A 20,741-nucleotide genomic window follows, 5' to 3' on the forward strand; every position below is an offset into this window, starting at 1 on the left:
CGAGGAGGCCTGCGTGCCGGACCAGATCGACCGAGCCTTCCCGATCGAGCACGTCCGGACGGTGGGCGACGACGTCGTCGCGGCCGTCTCCACCGTGGTGGACGGCAAGGTCGACGCCATCCGCACCGCCTTCACGGTGATGCTCGCCGAGGGCCACCTGCTCGTCGAGGACGTCCCCGGCGTCGGCAAGACCGTGCTCGCCAAGGCCCTCGGCGCGTCGGTGGGCGGGACGGTCAACCGCATCCAGTTCACGTCGGACATGCTCCCGTCCGACGTCACCGGCGTGAACATCTACGACCAGTCGTCCGGCACCTTCCGGTTCTCGCCCGGCCCGGTGTTCGCGAACGTCGTGATCGGCGACGAGATCAACCGCACCAGCCCGAAGACCCAGTCGGCCCTGCTCGAGGCGATGGCCGAGGCGCAGGTCACCGTCGACGGTGTCACGCGGCCGCTCGAGTCGCCGTTCATGATCGTGGCGACGCAGAACCCGATCGACATGGAGGGCACCTACCCGCTGCCCGAGGCCCAGCGCGACCGGTTCATGGCCCGCATCGCGATGGGCTACCCCAGCGCCGACGCCGAGCGCCAGATGCTCGCCGCGCGCGGGACCCGCGACCCGCTGTCCTCGCTCCGACCCATCGTCGACGTCCAGACGCTGCGCGCGATCGTGCACGCCGTGCGCGGGGTGCACGTCGCGCCCGACGTCGAGGCGTACATCGTCGCGATCGTCCGCGCCACCCGGTCACACCCGGACCTCGTGCTCGGTGCGAGCCCCCGCGCGACCCTGCACCTCGCCCAGGCCGCCCGTGCCCACGCCGCGCTGCTCGGTCGCGCCTTCGTCACACCCGACGACGTCGCCCACCTCGCGCCGGTGATCCTGTCCCACCGGCTCGTCCCGGTCGCTCGCGGCCTCGGCGGGGGCGCCGAGGACACGGCGCGTGACGTGGTCGTCCGGATCGTGTCCGACACCGCCGTGCCCTTCGCCTCGGCAGCCGTCCGCTCCTGATGCCCGACGGCAGAGGGCCCTCGACGACCGCGCTGCGTGCCGGTGCGGTGCGGTCCTGGGCGCTCCGCACCGGTCGGCGCGGAGCGGCCATGCTCCGCCGCACACCGTTCCCGCGGCCGACGGCACGGGGGTGGACGGTGCTCGGTTCCGGGATCGCCCTGGTCGGCGGAGGACTCGTCGCCACCACGAGCATCGCCGTCTCCGCAGGACTCCTGCTGCTCGTGCTGCTCGTGCTCGGCATCGTGATGGCGCTCGTCGTCGCGGCGCCGCTGCGTGCCACCCGGTCGACGGCCCGCGCGGTCGTGCAGGTCGGCGAGGTCCATCGCGAGCGGATCACCCTGCGGGGGACCTCGTTGCCGATCGGGCCGCGGACGACGCTGCTGGTCCGGGAGCAGCTCGAGGACGCCCTGGCCAGCGTCTCCGATGCCGAGACCTACGCCCTGGTCGGCCCGAACGAACCGCCGGCGGTGCTCGACGTCGAGGCACTGGCGATGCACCGCGGCCGGACCCTGGTCGGCCCGGTGACCATCCGCGTCGAGGACCCGTTCGGGCTGCTCCGCATCGACCGGCCGGTCGTCCCCGCGGAGGAACTGGTGATCGTCCCCGCCTCGACCACGCTCGGCGCCATCGACACCGGTGCGCTCGCGGGGGCCGTCTCCGCCGACGAGGGCCGTGTCGGGCAGGGCGGCTCCGCCGACGACAGCGAGCTCCGGCCGTACCGGCAGGGCGACCCGATCCGCCGCGTGCACTGGGCCCAGAGTGCCCGGCGCGGCGAACTCCACGTGCGACAGACCACCCAGGCGCAACCGCCGGAGGCCGTCATCGCGATCGACGTCCGACGCGAGACCTACCAGGCAATCGGCCGCGACGACCTCGCCGAGCTCAGCGACCTCGGCGGCGACGCGGCGTTCGAGCACGCGGTCGTCGTCGCCGCGAGCGTCGCGCGAGCGCTCAGTGCGCGGACCTCCCGCGTCGTGCTCGTCAGCGACCACACCCCGGTCGCCGGGCGGCACGCGGGTGACGTCGGCAGCCTGACCGACGTGCTCGTCGGACTCGCCGACGTCCGGGTCCGCTCCGACGCCCGTCCCGTCACCGAGGTCCTGCCGGAGGTCCACGGGCGCGACGTCCACGGCATGACCGCCGTCGTCACCGGCCGGTGCACCGCCGAGCAGGCCGCCGAGCTCGTCGCCGCGACGAGCGGGTCGAGCCGGGGCATCCTCGCCACGATCGTCCCGCCGGACCCCCTGGTGCGCGGGATCCTCGACCGCGCCGGCTGGCGCACGCTCGTGGTGCCCGTCCCCGGTGCCCAGGCGCAGGGGAGCACCCGGTGAGCGGGACCTCGACGGCCGAGCGCGTCCGCACGCCCGCCGGCACCGAGCGCCCAGGGCGCCCGGCTGAGCGGTCCGACGCTCCCGGCCCCTGGGTCGTGGCCCTCGCGCCGCTCCCGGTCCTGGTCGCGGCGCTGTCGATGCGTCCGCTCGTCCAGGGGACCGCCTGGTGGGTGTCCGGCGTGGTCTTCGCCGCGGTGCTCGTCGCGGTCGTCCTCGCCGTCCGGCGTCGGGCACCCGGTGTGCGCTTCATCGCCCTCGTCGCCACGCTGGTAGTCGGGTCCTGCGTCGCCGCCGTCGCCAACGACGTGCCCCCGCTCGGGTGGCTCGACCGGCAGGGCGCCCTCGGCGAGGCGCTCGCCGCCATCCGGCTCAACCCCGCGCCGCTGCCGCAGAGCGACGCGATCCGGCTGATCGTCACCATCGCGATCGGCTGGGTCGCCGGGGTGTCCCTGTTCCTCGCCGCGATCGCCCCGACGGTCGCGCTCGCCGCCGTGCCCGCGCTCGTCGTGCTCATCGTCCCCGGCGTCGTCACGGGGGAGCCGGCGTCGCCGGTGCTCGTCGTGCTGGTCGGCATCGCCTTCCTCGGGCTCCTGTGGCTGTCGGTCCGACCGGTGCAGCGGGCGTTCCCGGCCGCGGTCGTGGGCGCCATCGGACTGGTCGTCGCCGTCGGTCTCCCGGTGCTCGTCCCGATCAACGCCAGCTGGCTGTCCGGGGTCACCGGTGCGCTGCAGGCGCCGATCCAGCCCGGGCGTCCCGGCACGCTGCTCGAACTCGGCCGCGACCTGCGTCAGCCGAACGAGCTCGAGGTGTTCCGCTACCGCACGGCCGACGGGCAGCCGGAGTACCTCAAGCTCGCCGACCTCGACGAGTTCGGCACCGGCGACTGGGTGCCGACGGTGACCGACGCCACCGACGCGGAGACCGCTGACCAGCAGCAGTGGGCGGTCGGGGTCAACCCCCGTCTGGCGAGCCGCGGCGACCTGACGATCCGGATCAGCGGCCTGTCGAGCAACTACCTGCCCGTGCCGGGCGGCGCCGTGTCCGTCGAGTCCCAGTCGACGAACCTCGACCTGTCGCAGTGGCGCTGGATGGGGGACTCGAACACGGTCCGCTCGACCGGTCCCGTGACCCAGCGCGGCTCGACGTACCAGGTGTTCGGCGCCTCGACCTGGTCGGGGGAGTACCTCGACGCGATCGCGGCGAGCGGGATCCTCGGGCGGACCGACGGCCGGGGCTTCACGGCGCCGAGCGACGCCCAGCTCCGCACCGACCTGGCGTTGCCGGAGGACCTGCCCCGCGACATCCGCGCGGCCGCCCAGCGGGTGGCCGGCGGTCTGCCGAACGACTACGCGCGGGCCCGTGCCCTGGAGCAGTGGTTCCGGAGCGACCTCTTCACCTACTCCGAGACGGCGCCGGTCGAGCAGGGCTACGACGGCGACAGCATGGACGTGATCGACACCTTCCTGCGCGTCCGCCAGGGCTACTGCGTGCACTTCGCGTCGTCGATGGCGGTGATGGCCAGGACGCTCGGGATCCCGTCGCGCATCGCGGTCGGGTACCGAGCCAGCAGCGACCAGACCGAGGACGGCGAGTACACCGTCTCGAACCGCCAGCTGCACTCGTGGCCCGAGCTGTACATCCGCGGTGCCGGCTGGGTGTCGTTCGAGCCCACGCCGAGCTCCGACGCCGCGGCCCAGGCGGGCACGGAGTCGTCCGCGACAGCCGCTCCCGCGCCGTCCGAGTCCCCGCTGCCGGCCCCTGGGGAGACGGCGCCCGCCGAGGCCTCGCCCACCCCGACACCCTCGTCGTCGACCCAGCCGGGTGCCGCGGCCACGACGGATGGGGCCGGCGGCCCTGGTGCCGCCGGCCTGGCGGTCGGGCTGCTGCTCCTGCTCGCGGTGCTCGTCGCGCCGGGGGTCGTCCGCGTCGTCCGGCGGCGGCGTCGGCTCGCCGCCGTGCGCGCCGGGCGCTCACCTGCCCTGCAGGCCTGGCGCGAGGTGCTCGACGACGTCGCCGACCACGGGTACGCCCCGGGGCTCGCGCCACCCGGTGACGCCGCTGCAGCGGCCCGCACGGCGCGTGCCGTGCTCGGGCGCCTGACGGATGCCGTGCCCGCGGCCGTCCTCCCGCAGCTGACGAACATCGTCGACGCGGTCGACGTCGAGCGCTTCGCCGCGGACGGTGCGGCGAGCGTGGACACTGGTGCGCTCCGGCGGGCCGTCCTGGAGGCGCGGGTCGCCCTCGACGCGTCCGTCCCGCGGGCCCGCGTGGTCCGGTCCCGCCTGTTCCCGCCGAGCCTGCTGCCCTCGTCCGCCTGGTCCCACGAGGGCCGGCGGAGCCGCCGCACGGCCTAGGCGCGTGCACGGCGGCGGCTGCGGTGCATGCGGCGCTGCTGCGTGCCGCCGTGCCGCCGTGCCGCGTTGTGCGCCGCGCGTCTCAGCGCCGCGGGCGCACCACCGCGTCGACCAGGCTCGCGATGACGTCGCCCGGGTTCACCCCGGGCAGCGCCGGCCCGTCGAAGACGATCCCCACGTTGGCGCCGACGAGCAGCGTCGCGAAGTCCTCGAGCGGCATGCCCGGCTCGACCTCCGGGTGTGCGCCGAACCACAGGCGCACCAGGTCGAGCACACCGTCCTGCAGTTCGCGGCGCTGCCGGACGAACTCGGGCATGAACTCCGGGTGCCGCAGGGCGTAGCCGCGGAGCTCGGAGACGAGGGCGAACTGCCGTCCCTGGTCGTACCGTCCGAAGGCCGCCCGGACGACGTCGGCGATGCTCGTGGCGGCGACGTCCTCGCGCACGACCTCCTGCAGTGCCGCCAGGATCCGGTTCGTCGAGCGCTGCATGACCTGGGCGACGAGGTCCTGCTTCGACGAGAAGTTCGAGTAGACGGCGCCCTTGCTGAAGCCGGCGCGCGCGGCGACGTCGTCGAGCCGGGCACCGTGCACGCCGGACTCGGCGAACACGTCCGCTCCGGCGACGAGCAGTCGTTCGCGCACCTCGGCGCGGGGTGTCCTGGGGGTGGGGGAGGAGGCGTCGTCGCTCATGGGTCCTGGTCCGTGATCGTCGTCGGGGACGGTGGTGCGCCGTCCGGTCGATCCCCGCGCGTCGGTGGCGCGCGGGCCGTGCCGCACCCGCTGACGGTGCAGTCCTCGGAGACCTGCCGAGCCGCGCGTCGGTCGCACGCGCGGCACCAGCGGGGCCCCCGCCCCGTCGCTCGGTGGACCGCCACGTTCGGGTCGTGTCGGTGCGTCGAGGACGGTGGTCACCGGGTCGATACCCGGCGGTAGCGATGGTACCTCGCGGGTGCCCCGACGACGCTGGTCCGGTCGTCCGGAGTGGGCGGTCCGCCGACGTCACGGTGCTGCGGTCGCGGGCTGCTCAGGCGTCGTCGGGCGTGTCCCGGTCGCTGCGGACGGCCCCGCGGCCGGTCCGGCGTCCGGGACGGCGGAGCAGCCGGATGGCGTCCGGGCGGAGCCGTCGGCCGCGCTGCAGCAGCGCGCCGAGCGTCGACTTCGGCTGCCAGTCGCGACCGTTCGGCAGCCCCCACCCGCGCTTGACGGCGCCGTAGCGGAGCCCGAGCGACAGCACGATCGCGGCGATGATCCCGATCGACGGCGACCCGAGGTACGACGCGACCACCATCACCGCCGACGCGGCGACGGCCACGGTCGCGTAGAGCGCGTTCCCGCCGAACACCGCGGGCACGCGCCGGAGCAGCAGGTCGCGCATCGCGCCGCCGCCGACCGCCGTGATCGTGCCCATGATGATGGCGGCCGGCCAGCCGAGCCCGGCGTCGAAGGTGCGCTGGACCCCGACCACGGACCAGAACCCGATGACGGCGGCGTCGAGCACGGTGAAGAGCCGGTCCCAGGTGAGCTCCGAGAACGAGACGAGGAACGCGACCAGCGCCCCGGCGATCGCCACCGGCAGGTAGAGCGGGTCGACGAGCGCGACCGGCGGGCCGTTCTGCAGCAGGGTGTCCCGGAGCATGCCGCCGCCGAGCCCGGAGACGAACCCGACCACGAGGAACCCGAACAGGTCGAAGTCCATCGTGCGCGCGAGCGATCCGCCGAGCAGTGCCGACGCGAACACCCCGGCGAGGTCGAGCACGTCGGTGACCGACGCCAGGGCCTCCGGGGTCAGCACGTTCATGAGAACAATCAAACCCCACGTCGCAGGAGTGGCGAGCCGCGGGCTGGTTAGGTTAGCCTCACCTTCGCCATGATCGCCACCCTCGTCATCGGCCTCCGCGAAGGCCTCGAAGCGACGCTCATCGTCGGCATCATCGCCGCGTTCCTCCGTCGCAACCGCGCGCCCCTCGCCCCGATGTGGATCGGTGTCGGTGCCGCGGTCGCGCTGAGCATCGCGGTGGGCTTCGGCCTGCAGCTCGTCGAGCAGGCCCTGCCGCAGGCCCAGCAGGAGGGCATGGAGACGATCATCGGTGCGGTCGCCGTCGTCTTCGTCACCGGGATGATCGTCTGGATGCGCACGCACGCACGGACGCTGTCGCGGGACCTGCAGGCGAGTGCGTCCGAGGCGCTCGGTCGCGGCACCTCGTGGGCGTTGGCCGGGATGGCGTTCCTCGCCGTCCTCAAGGAGGGCTTCGAGACCTCGGTCTTCCTGCTCGCGACCTTCCAGGCGTCGTCGGACACCGGCACGGCCGCCCTCGGCGCGGTCATCGGCATCGCGGTCGCCGTCCTGGTCGGCTACGGCATCTACACGGGCGGTGTCGGGCTCGACCTCGGCCGGTTCTTCACCGGGACCGGCGTCTTCCTCGTCTTCGTCGCCGGCGGCCTCGTCCTCACGGCCCTGCGGCACGCCCACGAGGCGGGCTGGATCGTCATCGGCCAGCAGCGCACAGTCGACCTCGGCTGGCTCGCCCCGAACGGGTCGCTCCGCGGCGCGCTCGTCACCGGGGTGCTCGGCATCCCCGCCGACCCCCGCGTGATCGAGGTGGCCGGCTGGCTGCTCTACGTCGTCCCGGTCCTGGCGATCGCGGTCTGGCCACGCCGCTGGCGTCCGTCGGCGGCGCGTGTCCCGCTGGTCCGCTCGCTGGTCGCCGCCGGGCTCGCGGCCGCGGCGGTCGTGCTGGCGCTGGCCGTCCCGAGCACGGGCGTCGACCTGCCGCGCACGACCGCGGTTTCCGGGGACGCACGATCCGTCACGGCCGACGTCGACGGTGCGGCCGCCGTCCTGCGCATCGCGGGCACCGGCCGGGAGGCACGTCTCACCCTCCCCGCGTCGGCCCACCGCCGCGTGACCCGCTCGGGCGTCGCCGCCGACCGCTGGCAGGTCACCGAGGACGTCCCGGCCGCGGACCGCCCGACCTCGCTGACGCTCGACGACCTCGTCGGGCTCTTCGGTCGGGTCCCCGTCGGCATCTCGCCGAGCACGGACCCCGGGCCGTTCACGGCCCGGTGGGCCGTCCGCGACACCGTCACCCTGACCACGGTCGGTGGGGGTGTCCTGGACGCGACCCGCTCGGAACGCGACGTGCTCACGCTGAGCGGTGGGGGCCTCCCGGCCGCGCGCACCACCACGCTGGACCGCACGGTGTGGGCGGTGCCGACCGACCGGGTCGACCGCGTGACCGCGGAGCTGGCCGCCGCGCGGACCCGCGCTGCTGAGCTGCGGCTCTGGGACACCTGGCTGCCGGTCGTGCTCCTCGTCGCCGCCGCCGTCCAGGCGCTGCTCGCACTCCGCGACCGCCGTCGTGCGGTCGCCCCACCGACCACCACCCCCGGAACCGACCCGTCGCGCGGACCGCCCGCCGACGTCCCTGCAAGGAGCCTCGACCATGCCGTTCGGTAGGACCGCCCGCCCCCTGGCCGCCCGACCCCGCGTCGCCCGCCCCCTGATCGTCCTCTGTGCCCTCGGCACCGTCACCGCCCTCGCCCTGACCGGCTGCTCGGCCGGCTCGCCCGCCGACGACGCGTCGAGCGGCACCGGGAAGGTCTCCCGCGTCACCATCACCCTGACGAACGACGGATCCGACTCCTGCGCCGTGTCGACCACGACGGTCCCCGCAGGCCCCGTCACGTTCACGGTGCACAACGAGTCGTCCACCGCCATCACCGAGGTGGAGCTCCTGCAGGACCAGCGCATCCTGGGCGAGAAGGAGAACCTGGCCCCCGGGCTCGACGCCGTCCGCTTCACCGCCACGCTGGGCGGCGGGAAGTACCAGGTGTACTGCCCCGGCGCGGAGCGCGAGCTCACCGACTTCACCGTCACGGGCAAGGCCGCCTCGACCGCGAACAGCAGCGCCGCCACCCTGCTGGCCGACGGTGCGAAGGGCTACGCGACCTACGTCGACGGCCAGGTCACCGACATGGTCGCGGCCGTGCAGCAGCTGCAGCACGACGTGGACGCGGGTGACCTCGAGGCAGCGAAGCGCGACTACGCCGCCGCCCGCCCGTTCTACGAGCACGTCGAGAGCGACGTCGACGGATTCGTCAAGAAGGGGTTCTCGGCCACCGACAACGCCGGCAACCTGGACTACCTGATCGACATGCGCGCGTCGAACCTCGACGACGCCGTCGGCTGGAGCGGCTTCCACGCCGTCGAGAAGGACCTGTTCCAGGCCGGCGCGATCACCGCCTCGACGAAGCAGACCGCCGCGGCACTGACCGCCGACGTCGAGCTCCTGGCGGAGCGTGTGCCGTCGATCGACTACAAGCCCGAGGACCTGGCGAACGGCGCCGCCGGGCTGCTCGAGGAGGTCCAGTCGAACAAGGTCACCGGGGAGGAGGAAGCGTACAGCCACATCGACCTGGTCGACCTCGCCGCGAACGTCGAGGGGGCCCGACAGGCCTTCGCGTACCTCAAGCCGGGCCTGGTGAAGGTCGACCCGACGCTGACGAAGCAGATCGCCGCACAGTTCGACGCGACGAACACGCTGATGGACGGCTTCCGCGACGCGGACTCGCTCGGGGGCTTCACGACGTGGGACGACGCCGCGAAGGCGCAGGACGCCAACCGCATCTCGCAGCAGGTCCAGGCGCTGCAGGACCCGCTGTCCCGGCTCGCCGAGAAGGTCGCGACGGCGTGAACGACTCCCGGTTCTCCCGCCGCGGGCTGATCGGCGCCGGGCTCGCTGCGGCCGGCGCGGGCGTCGGCGCGGTCGCCGGGGTCGCCGGGTCGGCCGCCGCGACCGGGGTCGACCCGTTCACCGCGGACGCGAACGGTGACGAGTCGATCGACCTGTCGCAGTCGGTCCCGTTCTACGCGACCGCCGCCCGGCAGCCGCAGGGCGGCATCCGCACCACCCCGCAGCGGCACTGCGTCTTCATGGTGTTCGACCTGACGGCGTCCACCGCGACCGAGCTGCAGGTCCTGCTGGCTCGGTGGTCCGCCGCGATCGCGCAGCTGCAGGCCGGCCGGACGATCGGCAGCGTCGAACCCGCGCACGGCGACGGCGTCGGTGCCGACACGGGCGAGGCCCTCGACCTCGGCCCGGCGTCGCTCACCGTCACCGTCGGACTCGGCCCCGGGGTCTTCGACGAGCGGTTCGGCCTGGCGGCGAAGCGTCCTGCGCACCTCGCCGCGATCCCCGCGCTGCCGAGCGACACGCTCGACGAGCAGCTGACCGGCGGGGACCTGTCCCTGCAGGCCTGCGCCGACGACCCGCAGGTGGCGTACCACGCCGTACGGGACCTGGCGCGGATGGCCCGGGGCACCGCGACCGTCCGGTGGACCGTCATCGGGTTCGGCCGGGCCTCCGCCGGCCCCACGCAGTCGACGCCGCGCAACCTCATGGGGTTCAAGGACGGCACCCGGAACATCACCACGGACGACGAGTACGACCGCTTCGTGTGGCTCGACGACGACGCCGGGTGGATGGCCGGCGGCAGCTACCAGGTGGTCCGGAAGATCCGGATGAACCTGGAGACGTGGGACGCCGACGTCGTCAGCGACCAGCAGCGGGTGTTCGGCCGGACGAAGGTCGAGGGCGCGCCGCTGTCCGGCGGGTCCGAGCACACGGCGCCGGACTTCCACGCCCGGGCGCCGCACGGCACCGAGGGCGGGACCGCCATCGACGCGCGCTCGCACGTCGCCCTCGCCGCGCACGAGAACAACGGCGGCGTGAAGATCCTGCGCCGCGGGTACAACTACACGGACGGACTGAACCAGTACGGCCAGCTCGACGCCGGCTTGCTCTTCGCGGCGTACGTGAACGACCCGGAGCACTTCACGACGCTGCAGCGGAAGCTCGGGGCGTCCGACCGCCTGAACGAGTACGTGTCGCACATCGGGTCCGGTGTCTTCGCCGTGCCGCCGGCGCCGCGGAAGGGCTCGTACGTGGGGGAGCAGCTCTTCCACTGAGCCAGGGGCGCAGAGGTGGGTGCCCTCCGTCGTTTCCCTGGAGACGGAGAGCACCCGCGCCGCGGAGTCCGGCGGACGGAACCACCGCCCGCCCCCTGGGGGGACGACCCGGCGCGACGCATCGCGATGCGACAGGGGGAGCGTACCTCGCGAGGCTGGCGCGGAGCAGTGGCCGTCCGGGATCGGACAGCGGAACGGGCCGCCCCACCAGGTGGGGCGGCCCGTCGCGCGGCCGGGAGGCGCGGTGTCAGTCCGTCAGGACCGGTGCGTCCTCGACGGTGCGCTTCCGGCGTGCCAGGACGAGTGCCACGGTGCCGGCGAGCAGCAGGACGCCGGCGGCGATCCCCGGGACCACCAGGTCGGCGCCCGTGAACGCCAGGTCGCCGCGGGCGGCGCTCGGTCGGCCGCCGTCGGAGACGCCGCCGACGGGGGCGCCGGCGCTCGGCGTTCCCGTGCCGGGCGTCCCCGCGCCCGGGGTGCCCGGGTCCGTGGGGTCACCGGTGCCGGTGCCCGGGTCCGGCTCGACGGCCGTCTCGACCGGGATCGTCACCGCGAGGGTGATCGTCTGCCCGTTCGGCAGGGTGACCACGAGCGGTTCGTCGGTCGTCGCCGTCGGGGCTGCCAGTGCAGCAGCCCGGGCGGCACGCGGCTGCGCGCCCGCGGCGGGGGTGCCCGGCACGGTGAACTCGAGGGTCGCGCGACCCTGCTCGTCCGTGGTGTCCACGACCGTCGGGTCGACCTCGGCGGTCGCGAGCTCCTGGCCGCCGGCGCTGACCGAGACGGTGCCGCCCTGGTCGGCCGCGTTGCTGAAGGTCAGGGACGACAGGTCGATGCGGACGGCGTCACCGGGGCCGAAGCTGCCGTCGGGTGCCTCGGAGACCCGGACACCGACGGACCGCTGGTCCTGCTGGACAGCAACGGTCTGTCCTTGCTTCTCCTTGAAGTACTGGACCTGCGCCTCGAGGTCGACCATGCCGCTGTCCTGCTTGGCAGCGGCCTCCTTGAAGGCACCGAAGTTGTCGCCGCCGGTCGCGAGGAACGAGTTCACCGTGACCTTGTAGGTGCGGTCGGACTCGATCGGCTGACCGTCGAGCGTCATGCCCGTGATGCGCTCGCCGGGGGCGGCCAGCGGGTCGTACGTGTACGCGAAGCCCGCGGACGCGCCGAGCTTGAGGAACGGTCGGCTCGCGGTGGACGGCTGCCACTGCTGCTCGAGGGCGCGGCGGATCTGGTCGCCGGTCAGGTCGAGCACGACGAGCGTGTTCGCGAACGGCTGGACGACCGCGGCCTCCTTGTAGGTGACCGCACCGGAGGCGATGTCGGCCCGGAGGCCGCCCGGGTTCATGAAGGCGATCTGCGAGCCCTGGCGCTGCGTCTGGTCGCGCTGGACCTCGGCGACGAAGTTGCCGAGGGTGGACTCGCCGCCCCGGTTCTCGGAACCGTTCGACTGCACGGCGCGCTTCAGGTCGCGGTCGATCGTGCCGAGCTCGACGGCGCCGAGACGGTCGGCCTCCTTGACCGCGGCGTCGACGGTGGGCTGGACGGCGGGGTCGGGCGTGTAGGTCCCGTCGACCAGGCGCAGGTTCTCGGGCGCTGCGGCGGTGACGGAGCCGTCGGCCGCGACGGTGAGCCGCACGTGGCCGAGGTTGAAGCCGTACGAGCCGGTCTGGATCACCGGACGGGCGACGGTGCCGCCGGTCGGGACGATCGAGTACGCGTAGGTCTGGTGCGTGTGGGCGGACAGGATCGCCGAGACCTTCGGGGTGACGCCGTAGACCGCGCGAGCGAAGTCGGAGTCGTCGCTCGGGCCCGGCTTCGTGGTGCTCTCCGCACCGTCGTGCACGAGCAGCACGAGCACGTCGGCCTCGTCGTTCGCCGTGTCACCGTCGGTGAGCTGGGTGGCGACCTTGTTCACCTCGGTCGTGATGTCGCCCATCTCGAGCCCGGCGATGCCGTCCGGGGCGACGAGGCCCTGGCCGATCAGGTCCACCGTCGCACCGATGAAGCCGACGCGCTTGCCGCTGATCTCCTGGATCGAGTAGGGCTGGAACGCGGGCTTCCCCGTCGCGGAGTCGAGGATGTTCGCGGAGACGTAGTCCCACTGCGCCGCACGGACGCCCTCGCCCTGGCCGCCGATCACGCGGTCGCGCAGGTCGTCCTGGCCCTTGTCGAGCTCGTGGTTGCCGATGGCGCTGACCGACAGGTCCATCTGGTTGAGGACGTCGATGGTCGGCTGGTCGTCCTGGATGAAGGACTCGAAGGTCGAACCACCGATGTTGTCGCCGGAGCTGACGAAGGCGGACGTCGAGGGGTCGGCGCCGCGGAGCTGCTCGAGCGCGCCGGCGAGGGTGGCCGCGCCGGCGGCGTCGCCGTCGCGCGGGGTCGGCTTGCCGTCGGTCTGGGAGATCGACTTCGCGATGCGGCCGTGGAAGTCGTTGACGTTGTACAGGTCGATGGTGGTGTCACCCTCGGCGGCGAGGGCGGCGGACGGGACGGTGAGGGCGGTGAGGACGCCGGCGGCGACCAGGGCGGACGCCCCGGCCAGGCGCCGGCGACGCGGGGGAGTGTGAGCGTTCATCGGCGCTGAACCTACGAAACCGCACAGGCAACGCGCCAGGTGTTGCCGCAACACGTCACGTGTTGTTCACACCACGGGGGACGTTCCTCCCGTTCGGGGGACAGATCCCGACCCGGTCTCGGCGTCAGTCGCGCCCCAGTGCACCCTTCACCCGCTCGACGGCCTCGGCAGCCATGGCCTTCGCCGAGTCCTTGATGACACCGAGCTCCGCCGGGTCGCCCTTCAGCAGGCTCTTCGCGGTGTTCACGGCGTACTCGGCGGTGATGTGCGGCGGGAGCGGCGGCACGTTGCGGCTGACGTACGCGTCGATGAGCGTCACACCGGGGTTCGCGAACGCCCGCTCGACGGCTGCGTCGACCTCGTCGTCGCCGTGCACGGCGATGCCCTCGAAGCCGAGCAGTCTGGCGTAGCCGGCGTAGTCCATCGTCTCGACGTCCTGCGAGCCGGACCACATCGGGTTGCCGTCCTCGGTGCGCATCTCCCACGAGACCTGGCCAAGGTCGTCGTTGTGCATGACCACGATGACGAGCTGCTGGTTCGGCCACTGGGCCATGTACTTCTTCACGGTGATGAGCTCGTTCATGCCGAGCATCTGGAACGCGCCGTCGCCGATGGTGCAGACCGCCGGGGCGTCCGGGAAGGCGAACTTCGCGGTGACCGCGTACGGCATCGCCGCGAGCATCGTCGCCAGTCGGCCGGACATGTCGCCGTGCATGCCGCGGCGGAGCCGGATGTGATGGCCGTACCAGTCGGCCGTGGTCCCGGCGTCGCAGGTGACCGTGACGCCCTCGGGGAGCCGCTCGTTCACGGCGCTGATGACGCGGCGCGGGTTGACGCCGTCGTCGTAGGACACCTCGGCCTGGCGGTGCATCTCCGCCTCCCACTCGCGCATCTCGCCGGCGAGCTTCTCCTGCCAAGCGTGGTCCTGCTTGTCGCGGAGCAGCGGCATGACCGCCTGCAGCGTCGCGCCGACGTCGCCCCACAGGTTGAGCTCGGTCGGGTACCGCAGGCCCATCTGCTCCGGCTTGATGTCGACCTGCACGCCGCGCGCCTGACCGGAGGCGGGCAGGTACTCGCCGTAGGGGTAGTTCGAGCCGAGGAGCACGATCGTGTCGCACTCCTTGACCTGCGTCAGGCTCGGGCGGGAGCCGAGGAGCCCGACCTGCTGCGTGTGGTACGGCACGTCGGAGGGCACGACGTCCTTGCCGCGGAGCGCCGTGATGATGCCGGCGCCGGTCTTCTCCGCGGCCTCGAGCACCAGGTCCGTGGCGCCGCGTGCCCCGGCACCGACCAGGAAGGTCACGCGCTCGCCGGCGTTCAGGATCTCGGCGAAGCGTGCGATCTGGTCCTGCGGCGGCACGATCCGGGTCGACGGGGCGACGTCGCTCGACCGCGACACCCAGTGCTCGGCGGCCGGGGCCTCGTACGCCATCGCCTGCACGTCGTGGGGGAGCACGACGACGGCCGGCTGCTTCCGGAGCATCGCGGTGCGGAAGGCCGTGTCGACCACCACCCCGACCGCGTCCGGCGTCGCGACGGTCTCCACGTAGCAGGCGACGTCGGCGAACACGCGCTCGAGGTTCGACTCCTGCTGCGTGAAGCTGCCGATCGAGGCGAGACCCTGCTGTCCGACGATCGCGACGACCGGCTGGTTGTCCATCTGCGCGTCGTACAGACCGTTCAGCAGGTGGAAGGCACCCGGGCTCGACGTCGCGACGCAGACCCCGACCTCGCCGGTGAACTTCGCGTGCGCGGTCGCCATCAGCGCGGCGATCTCCTCGTGCGTCGGGCGGACGTACTCGAGCTCGCGCTCGCTGCCGTCCGCCTTGCCGAGGGCCCCGTCGAACGCACCGATGCCGTCCCCGGGGTAGCCGAAGACGCGCGAGACGCCCCATGCCTTGATGCGGTCGATGACGAAGTCGCTCACGGTCGTGCTCATGCACCCACCGTGCTCGCCGCTTCCTGTACGCCCTCAGGTCGTGGGCGGGGTCAGGGGATCGGGCGCCAGGTGCTGTCGGCAGCGCTCGCGACGACCGTCTCGATGACCGACGCCGCGCGGGCGCCGTCGGCGAAGGTGGGCAGCCCGTCGGGCCAGGCCGACCGCTCGCCCTCCGCGCGGACCGCCGCGTACGTGTCGGCGACGAACGCCGCGAAGGCGTCGAGGTACCCCTGCGGGTGCCCGGCCGGCACGACCGCGAGACGCCGCTGGTCGGGGAACCCGAGGGAAGGGTCACGGACCACGATCTGCGCACCGCGCTCGTTGCCGAACCACGCCGACTCGGGCTGCTCCTGGTCGAAGGCCGCCGACCCGAGCGTGCCGTCGACCTCGAACCACAGCCGGTTCTTCCGCCCGGCCGCGACCTGCGAGACGACGACGTTGCCGATGCGTCCGGTACCGGTCCGGAAGGTCGCGACCGCGGTGTCCTCCGTGGTGACCTCCGCCCGCTGCCCGGCGTCCGCCACCGGGTCCGGGTCCGGGGATCCCGAGAACGACGGCCCGGACGCCGCCGGCCGGGTCGGGTAGACGATGTCCGTCGCGGCGCTGACGGACGCGAAGGGCTCGCCGGTGACGAACTCGACCAGGTCGCACCAGTGCGAGCCGATGTCCGCGAACGCCCGGGACACCCCGCCGGCGCCGGCGTCGACGCGCCAGCTCGAGGCGTCCTCGTCGAGCATCCAGTCCTGCAGGTAGTGGCCGTGCACGGCGAGCAGCCGTCCGAGCTCCCCGGCTGCGACCCGCGCGCGGATCTCCCGCACGACCGGGTGGTACCGGTAGACGAACGGCACGGTCGCGACCACGCCGGCCTCGTCCGCGGCGGCGACGAGCTCGGCGGCCTGCTCGGCGCTGATCGCGAGCGGCTTCTCGCACACGACGTTGATGCCCGCGCGGATCACGGCCATCGACTGCGGGTGGTGCTGGTCGTTCGGCGTGCAGACGTGCACGACGTCGGGTGCGTCGGCGATCACCTCGTCGAGCGAGGCGTAGCCGCGGGGCACGTCGAGCTGTGCGGCGACCTGCTCCGACCGGGACGGCGTCCGGCCGAGCACCCCGACGACCTCGGCGCCCGCTGCCCGAGCGGCCCGGGCGTGCACGCCGGCGATCATCCCGGTGCCGACCACGGCGACGCGGATGCGCCGCCCTCCGTACCCACTGCTCATGGTGCTCCCTCGCGCCGGACTGGACCCACCGTACCGACGCAACCCGGCCACGCGCCGGAACGCGTGAGTACCGTCGGGGGCATGTCGAGCCTCCAGACCAGCCTGCTCATCCTCGGAGCCAGCGGGGACCTGTCCAAGCGCCTGCTGCTCCCGGGTCTCGCCACCCTCCTCGAGGTCAAGGACGACTGGGACGTCCAGCTCGTCGGCGCCGGGGTCGAGGACATCTCGGACGAGGACTGGAAGGCACAGGTGCGCACGTCCTTCGAGAACGCCCAGGCCTCGAAGAACGAGGAGGACGAGGGGGCGCAGGACGGCGGCGAGAAGCTGAGCAGGCGGCTGGTCGACGTGGTCAACGCCTCGACGTATCGCAAGGCCGACGTCACCGACGCCGACGACCTGAAGGCCCTGCTCGCGGCGTGCGACCACGACCCGGCGATCTACTTCGCGCTGCCCCCGGCCGTGACCGAGAAGAGCTGCGCCGTGCTCAAGGACCTCGACCTGCCGTCGGGGACGCGGCTCGCGCTCGAGAAGCCGTTCGGCACCGACGCCGAGAGCGCCGAGCACCTCAACGACCTGCTGCACTCGTTCCTGCCCGAGGAGCGGATCCACCGCGTCGACCACTTCCTCGGTCGCTCGACGGTCCTCAACCTGCTCGGGCTCCGCTTCGCGAACCGCATCATCGAGCCGCTGCTCTCGTCGGCGCACGTCGACCGCGTCGACATCGTCTACGACGAGACCCTCGGGCTCGAGGGCCGTGCACGCTACTACGACAAGGCCGGTGCCCTGGTCGACATGATCCAGAGCCACCTGCTCCAGGTGATGGCCGTCGTCGCGATGGAGGCCCCCGCGTCCATCGACGCCGACGACCTGCGCACCCAGAAGGAGCTCGTGCTCCGTGCCGTGCGGCCCTGGGGTGGCGACGTCGTCGCCGCGGGCAAGCGTGCGCGCTACACCGCCGGCACGATCGGCGATCGCGACCTGCCGTCGTACGTCGACGAGGACGGCGTCGACTCCTCGCTCGGCACCGAGACCCTCGCGCAGCTCACCCTCGAGGTCGCGAACTGGCGCTGGGCGGGCGTGCCGTTCACGCTGCGCTCCGGCAAGGCGCTCGAGCAGCAGCGCCGTGAGATCGTCATCACCTTCAAGGACTCGCCACACGTGCCGAACGGGCTGACCGGTGCCGAGCGGCCGGACAAGCTCCGGATCTGGATCGCCCCGGACGAGATGCAGCTCGAGCTCAACGTGAACGGCCCCGGCGACCCGTACACGATCGACCACACGGCCCTGTCGGTGACCTTCAACCCGGGCCGGCTCAGTGCGTACGGCGAGGTCCTGGCCGGGGTGCTCGAGGGCGACGCGACCCTGTCGGTGCGCGGCGACAGCGCGGTGCAGGGGTGGAAGGTAGTCGAGCCGTTCCTGCAGGCCTGGCGCGACGGGAAGGCACCGCTCGACGAGTACGCGGCCGGGTCGGCCGGTCCCGACAGCTGGGACAACATCGACTGCTGACACCGCGTCGGCCGACTGACGCCGTGTCGGCCTGGAGGCGCGTGGCGGGCTCGCCACGCGCCTCCCGTCCGTCCGTCGGTCGCGCGGCGTAGCGTCCGGTGACGTGAAGACCACCGACGACGTCCTGTCCACCGTCCCCGCTCCCGCCGGCTCCGACGTCCGCGTCGAGCCCGTCCGGTACGACCACGAGGGCACCGCTCTCCTCGGTGTGCTCGCGAAGGACCACGCCGTGTCGGGCCCGCGCCCGGCCGTGCTCGTGATCCACGACTGGCACGGTGTCAACGAGCACGTCGAGGCCCGCGTGACCATGCTCGCCCGCCTCGGCTACGTCGCGTTCGGTGCCGACGTGTACGGCGAGGGCGTCCGCCCGGGCGACGACACCGCCGGACAGGTCGCCGGCTCGTACTACCAGGACCTGCCGCTGTTCCGCGCGCGGCTGACGGCCGGGCTCGACCGCCTGCGCGAAGACCCGGACGTCGACCACTCGCGCATCGTCGTGATGGGGTACTGCTTCGGCGGCTCGGGCGCGATCGAACTCGCCCGCACCGGCGCCGACCTGGTCGGTGCGGTGTCGTTCCACGGCGGCCTCATCGTGCACGAGCCGTCGGACGCGTCCGCGATCCGGGCGAGGTTGCTCGTGCTCACCGGGGGAGCGGACCCGATGGTGCCCGACACGAAGGTCGCGGAGTGGCAGGACGAGATGCGCGCCGTGCCGTCGGTCGACTGGCAGGTGCTGACCTACTCGGGAGCGATGCACGCGTTCGCCGTCCCGGGCACCGATGCGCCGGACCACGGGGCGCAGTACCAGGAGCGCGCCGACCGTCGCTCGTGGCAGGCGTTGCGGGTGTTCCTGGCCGAGGTGTTCGACGAGGAGCCGACCATCGCCTGAGCCCGCGACACGCCGAGGGCTCCGTGCGGGGCGGCTCGATTCGCGTTCCGCGCCGCACCTGTTGTAGAGTCTTCCACGGCCGCAAGGCCAGCATCGGTCGCAAGACCGGATGCGCTCGTAGCTCAATGGATAGAGCATCTGACTACGGATCAGAAGGTTGGGGGTTCGAGTCCCTTCGAGCGCACACCTGAGAAGGCCCCGTCGCACTGCGGCGGGGCCTTCGTCGTTCCCGGACGCATCGCGGAGTCCAGGCCGGGCGCTCTCGTGTCGAACCACGGATCCGACATCGAGCCAGGCCGGATGGCTGGTTCGATGTCGGACGAGCGGTTCGAACCACGAACCACGGACCACGAACCCCGCTCCCGCGAGCTCGCCGAGCTGGCGGCCACATTCCCAGGCGGGGCCCTGTGCACACTGCACGGATTCACCTGCCCGTAACGACATCCTGCACGTTCACCCGCTCCTGGGTCGTCACTACGGTTGCGGCAACCCGGTCGCCCCGACCGGCACCCCTTCCCCCAGGAGCATCCGATGGCCAGTGCAGCGTCAGCACCACCAGCCCCGTCCGTCGTCGTCGACGACCACTCCCTGTCCCGTGTCCCCGCCTCCGCCCGCTACGGCTGGTTCCAGGTCGCGGTGCAGCGGTTCGGGCAGATCTCCGCCCTGTCCCAGTTCCTGCTCGGCGCCACACTCGGGTTCGGCATGGGCTTCTGGCAGGCGTTCTGGGCGATCACCCTCGGCGCCGTGATCCTGGAGATCGTGTCGGTCTTCGTCGGCATCATCGGCATGCGCGAGGGCCTCAACACGTCGGTCATCGCCCGGTGGACCGGGTTCGGCAAGGCCGGTTCGGCACTGGTCGGTCTGGCGATCGGCCTGAGCCTGATCGGCTGGTTCGGCATCCAGTCGGGTGTCTCCGCCGCCGGCCTCGTCGCGATCCTGCCGATCCTGCCCGCGTGGGCGTGGTCGCTCGTGTTCGGCCTGCTCGTCACCGCGATCGTGCTCCGCGGCTTCCACTCGATGCAGTGGCTCGCGAACGTCACGGTGCCGCTGTTCCTGATCCTGGTCGGCTGGGCGGTCACGGTCGAGCTGAGCCAGCACTCGATCGCCGAGCTCGCCGCGAAGGCCCCGGCCGGCCCTGAGCTCAGCTTCGTCGCCGGCACCACGCTCGTGGCGGGCGGGTTCATCGTCGGCGCGGTGATCACGCCCGACATGACGCGCTTCAACCGCTCCGTCGGGGACGTCGTCAAGCAGACCGCGCTCGGCGTCACGCTGGGGGAGTACGTCATCGGGCTCGCGGGCGTGCTGCTCGCCCATGCCGTCGGGTCCTCCGACATCACCCGGGTCATCACCTCGAGCGTCGGCTGGGTCGGCATCCTCGTGATCCTGCTCGGCACGTTCAAGATCAACGACTGGAACATCTACAGCTCGAGCCTCGGCGTCACGAACTTCATCGACGTGGTGTTCGGCCGCAAGGTGAACCGCGGTGTCGTCACCCTCGTGCTCGGTGTCGTCGGGTCGGTCCTGGCGGCGGTCGGGTTCCTCGACGCGTTCACCCCGTTCCTCATCGTGCTGGGCGTCGTGTTCCCGCCGATCGCCGGGATCATGGTCGCCGAGTACTTCGTCGTGAAGCGCTGGCGCCGTGAGCTCAGCGAGAGCGAGGGCCTGCCGGCGACCAGTCCGACGTGGGTCCCGGCGACGCTCGTCATCTGGGCCGTCGCAGCACTGGTCGGGTACTTCGTGGCCGTCGGCATCCCGTCGATCAACTCCGTCGTCATCGCCTTCGTGCTCTACGTGATCGCCGGCAAGGCCGGATGGGTCCGCGGGGTCGGGGTCAGCCGCACCGAGCAGGCACCGGCAGCGGTCGGCGACGGCACGACGAGCGAGGCCCCCGCGGCCGCGCCCGCCCCCGCGCCGGCCCCCTGAAGCCGGCGGTCGGCGCCCCCCCTGCC

At 72.9% G+C, this 20,741-nt stretch carries 14 protein-coding genes and 1 tRNA gene; 10 read left to right on the plus strand and 5 right to left on the minus strand.

All coding sequences use genetic code 11. The features are described from left to right. Positions 1 to 13 precede the first annotated feature (13 nt). Genes QUG98_RS04625 through QUG98_RS04635 form a run of 3 tightly spaced genes read left to right on the plus strand, consistent with a single transcriptional unit; the run spans position 14 to position 4,691 of the window. The gene (locus QUG98_RS04625; RefSeq protein ID WP_289469447.1) at positions 14 to 1,006 is read left to right on the plus strand and encodes an AAA family ATPase; all 993 of its coding nucleotides are present in this window, start codon (positions 14 to 16) and stop codon (positions 1,004 to 1,006) included. Further along, positions 1,006 to 2,337: a DUF58 domain-containing protein gene (locus tag QUG98_RS04630; RefSeq protein WP_289469448.1), complete on the plus strand. Its 1,332-nt coding sequence runs from the start codon at positions 1,006 to 1,008 to the stop codon at positions 2,335 to 2,337. The genes QUG98_RS04625 and QUG98_RS04630 overlap by 1 nt, the downstream gene beginning before the upstream one ends. Further along, positions 2,334 to 4,691, plus strand: a complete 2,358-nt coding sequence (locus tag QUG98_RS04635) for a transglutaminase TgpA family protein (protein ID WP_289469449.1) — start codon at positions 2,334 to 2,336, stop codon at positions 4,689 to 4,691. The genes QUG98_RS04630 and QUG98_RS04635 overlap by 4 nt, the downstream gene beginning before the upstream one ends. An 82-nt stretch (positions 4,692 to 4,773) precedes the next feature. On the opposite strand, the gene QUG98_RS04640 is transcribed toward QUG98_RS04635, so the two are convergent. Next, the gene (locus tag QUG98_RS04640) at positions 4,774 to 5,382 is read right to left on the minus strand and encodes a TetR/AcrR family transcriptional regulator (RefSeq protein ID WP_082687784.1); all 609 of its coding nucleotides are present in this window, start codon (positions 5,380 to 5,382) and stop codon (positions 4,774 to 4,776) included. 334 nt (positions 5,383 to 5,716) lie between these two features. Continuing rightward, on the minus strand, positions 5,717 to 6,490 hold the full coding sequence (locus QUG98_RS04645; RefSeq protein WP_137767988.1) for a trimeric intracellular cation channel family protein: 774 nt from the start codon (positions 6,488 to 6,490) through the stop codon (positions 5,717 to 5,719). Between the two features lie 69 nt (positions 6,491 to 6,559). Here QUG98_RS04645 and efeU point away from each other — a divergent pair, with 69 nt between their 5' ends. Genes efeU through QUG98_RS04660 form a run of 3 tightly spaced genes read left to right on the plus strand, consistent with a single transcriptional unit; the run spans position 6,560 to position 10,660 of the window. Then, the gene (gene efeU, locus QUG98_RS04650; RefSeq protein WP_289469450.1) at positions 6,560 to 8,149 is read left to right on the plus strand and encodes an iron uptake transporter permease EfeU; all 1,590 of its coding nucleotides are present in this window, start codon (positions 6,560 to 6,562) and stop codon (positions 8,147 to 8,149) included. Then, positions 8,136 to 9,386, plus strand: coding sequence for an iron uptake system protein EfeO (gene efeO, locus QUG98_RS04655; protein ID WP_289469451.1), 1,251 nt, complete (start codon positions 8,136 to 8,138; stop codon positions 9,384 to 9,386). Before efeU ends, efeO begins: the two co-directional genes overlap by 14 nt. Then, positions 9,383 to 10,660 carry a Dyp-type peroxidase gene (locus QUG98_RS04660; RefSeq protein WP_289469452.1) on the plus strand — a complete coding sequence of 426 codons (1,278 nt, stop codon included), beginning with the start codon at positions 9,383 to 9,385 and terminating at the stop codon, positions 10,658 to 10,660. The genes efeO and QUG98_RS04660 overlap by 4 nt, the downstream gene beginning before the upstream one ends. 247 nt (positions 10,661 to 10,907) lie before the next feature. On the opposite strand, the gene QUG98_RS04665 is transcribed toward QUG98_RS04660, so the two are convergent. The 3 genes from QUG98_RS04665 to QUG98_RS04675 form a co-directional block, all read right to left on the minus strand. Continuing rightward, complete coding sequence (locus QUG98_RS04665) at positions 10,908 to 13,238, minus strand: bifunctional metallophosphatase/5'-nucleotidase (RefSeq protein ID WP_289469453.1); 2,331 nt, start codon at positions 13,236 to 13,238, stop codon at positions 10,908 to 10,910. A gap of 124 nt (positions 13,239 to 13,362) precedes the next feature. Continuing rightward, a complete protein-coding gene (locus QUG98_RS04670; RefSeq protein WP_289469454.1) occupies positions 13,363 to 15,177 on the minus strand; it encodes a thiamine pyrophosphate-requiring protein in 1,815 nt (604 codons plus the stop codon). Positions 15,178 to 15,227: 50 nt separating this feature from the next. Further along, entirely contained in the window at positions 15,228 to 16,397 is a 1,170-nt protein-coding gene (locus tag QUG98_RS04675) for a Gfo/Idh/MocA family protein (protein ID WP_289469455.1), read from the minus strand. An 81-nt stretch (positions 16,398 to 16,478) separates the two neighbouring features. Between QUG98_RS04675 and QUG98_RS04680 the strand changes: the two genes are divergently transcribed. The 4 genes from QUG98_RS04680 to QUG98_RS04695 all read left to right on the plus strand — a co-directional run bounded on the left by QUG98_RS04680 (position 16,479) and on the right by QUG98_RS04695 (position 20,715). Continuing rightward, positions 16,479 to 17,903, plus strand: a complete 1,425-nt coding sequence (locus tag QUG98_RS04680) for a glucose-6-phosphate dehydrogenase (protein WP_289469456.1) — start codon at positions 16,479 to 16,481, stop codon at positions 17,901 to 17,903. Between the two features lie 103 nt (positions 17,904 to 18,006). After that, complete coding sequence (locus QUG98_RS04685; RefSeq protein ID WP_289469457.1) at positions 18,007 to 18,792, plus strand: dienelactone hydrolase family protein; 786 nt, start codon at positions 18,007 to 18,009, stop codon at positions 18,790 to 18,792. Between the two features lie 111 nt (positions 18,793 to 18,903). Beyond that, positions 18,904 to 18,976: transfer RNA gene (locus QUG98_RS04690), tRNA-Arg, on the plus strand. 347 nt (positions 18,977 to 19,323) lie between these two features. Then, a complete protein-coding gene (locus tag QUG98_RS04695; protein ID WP_289469458.1) occupies positions 19,324 to 20,715 on the plus strand; it encodes a purine-cytosine permease family protein in 1,392 nt (463 codons plus the stop codon). Positions 20,716 to 20,741 lie beyond the last annotated feature (26 nt).

It is taken from the genome of Curtobacterium subtropicum, from assembly GCF_030362975.1.
In the GTDB taxonomy this organism is placed as follows: domain Bacteria; phylum Actinomycetota; class Actinomycetes; order Actinomycetales; family Microbacteriaceae; genus Curtobacterium; species Curtobacterium subtropicum.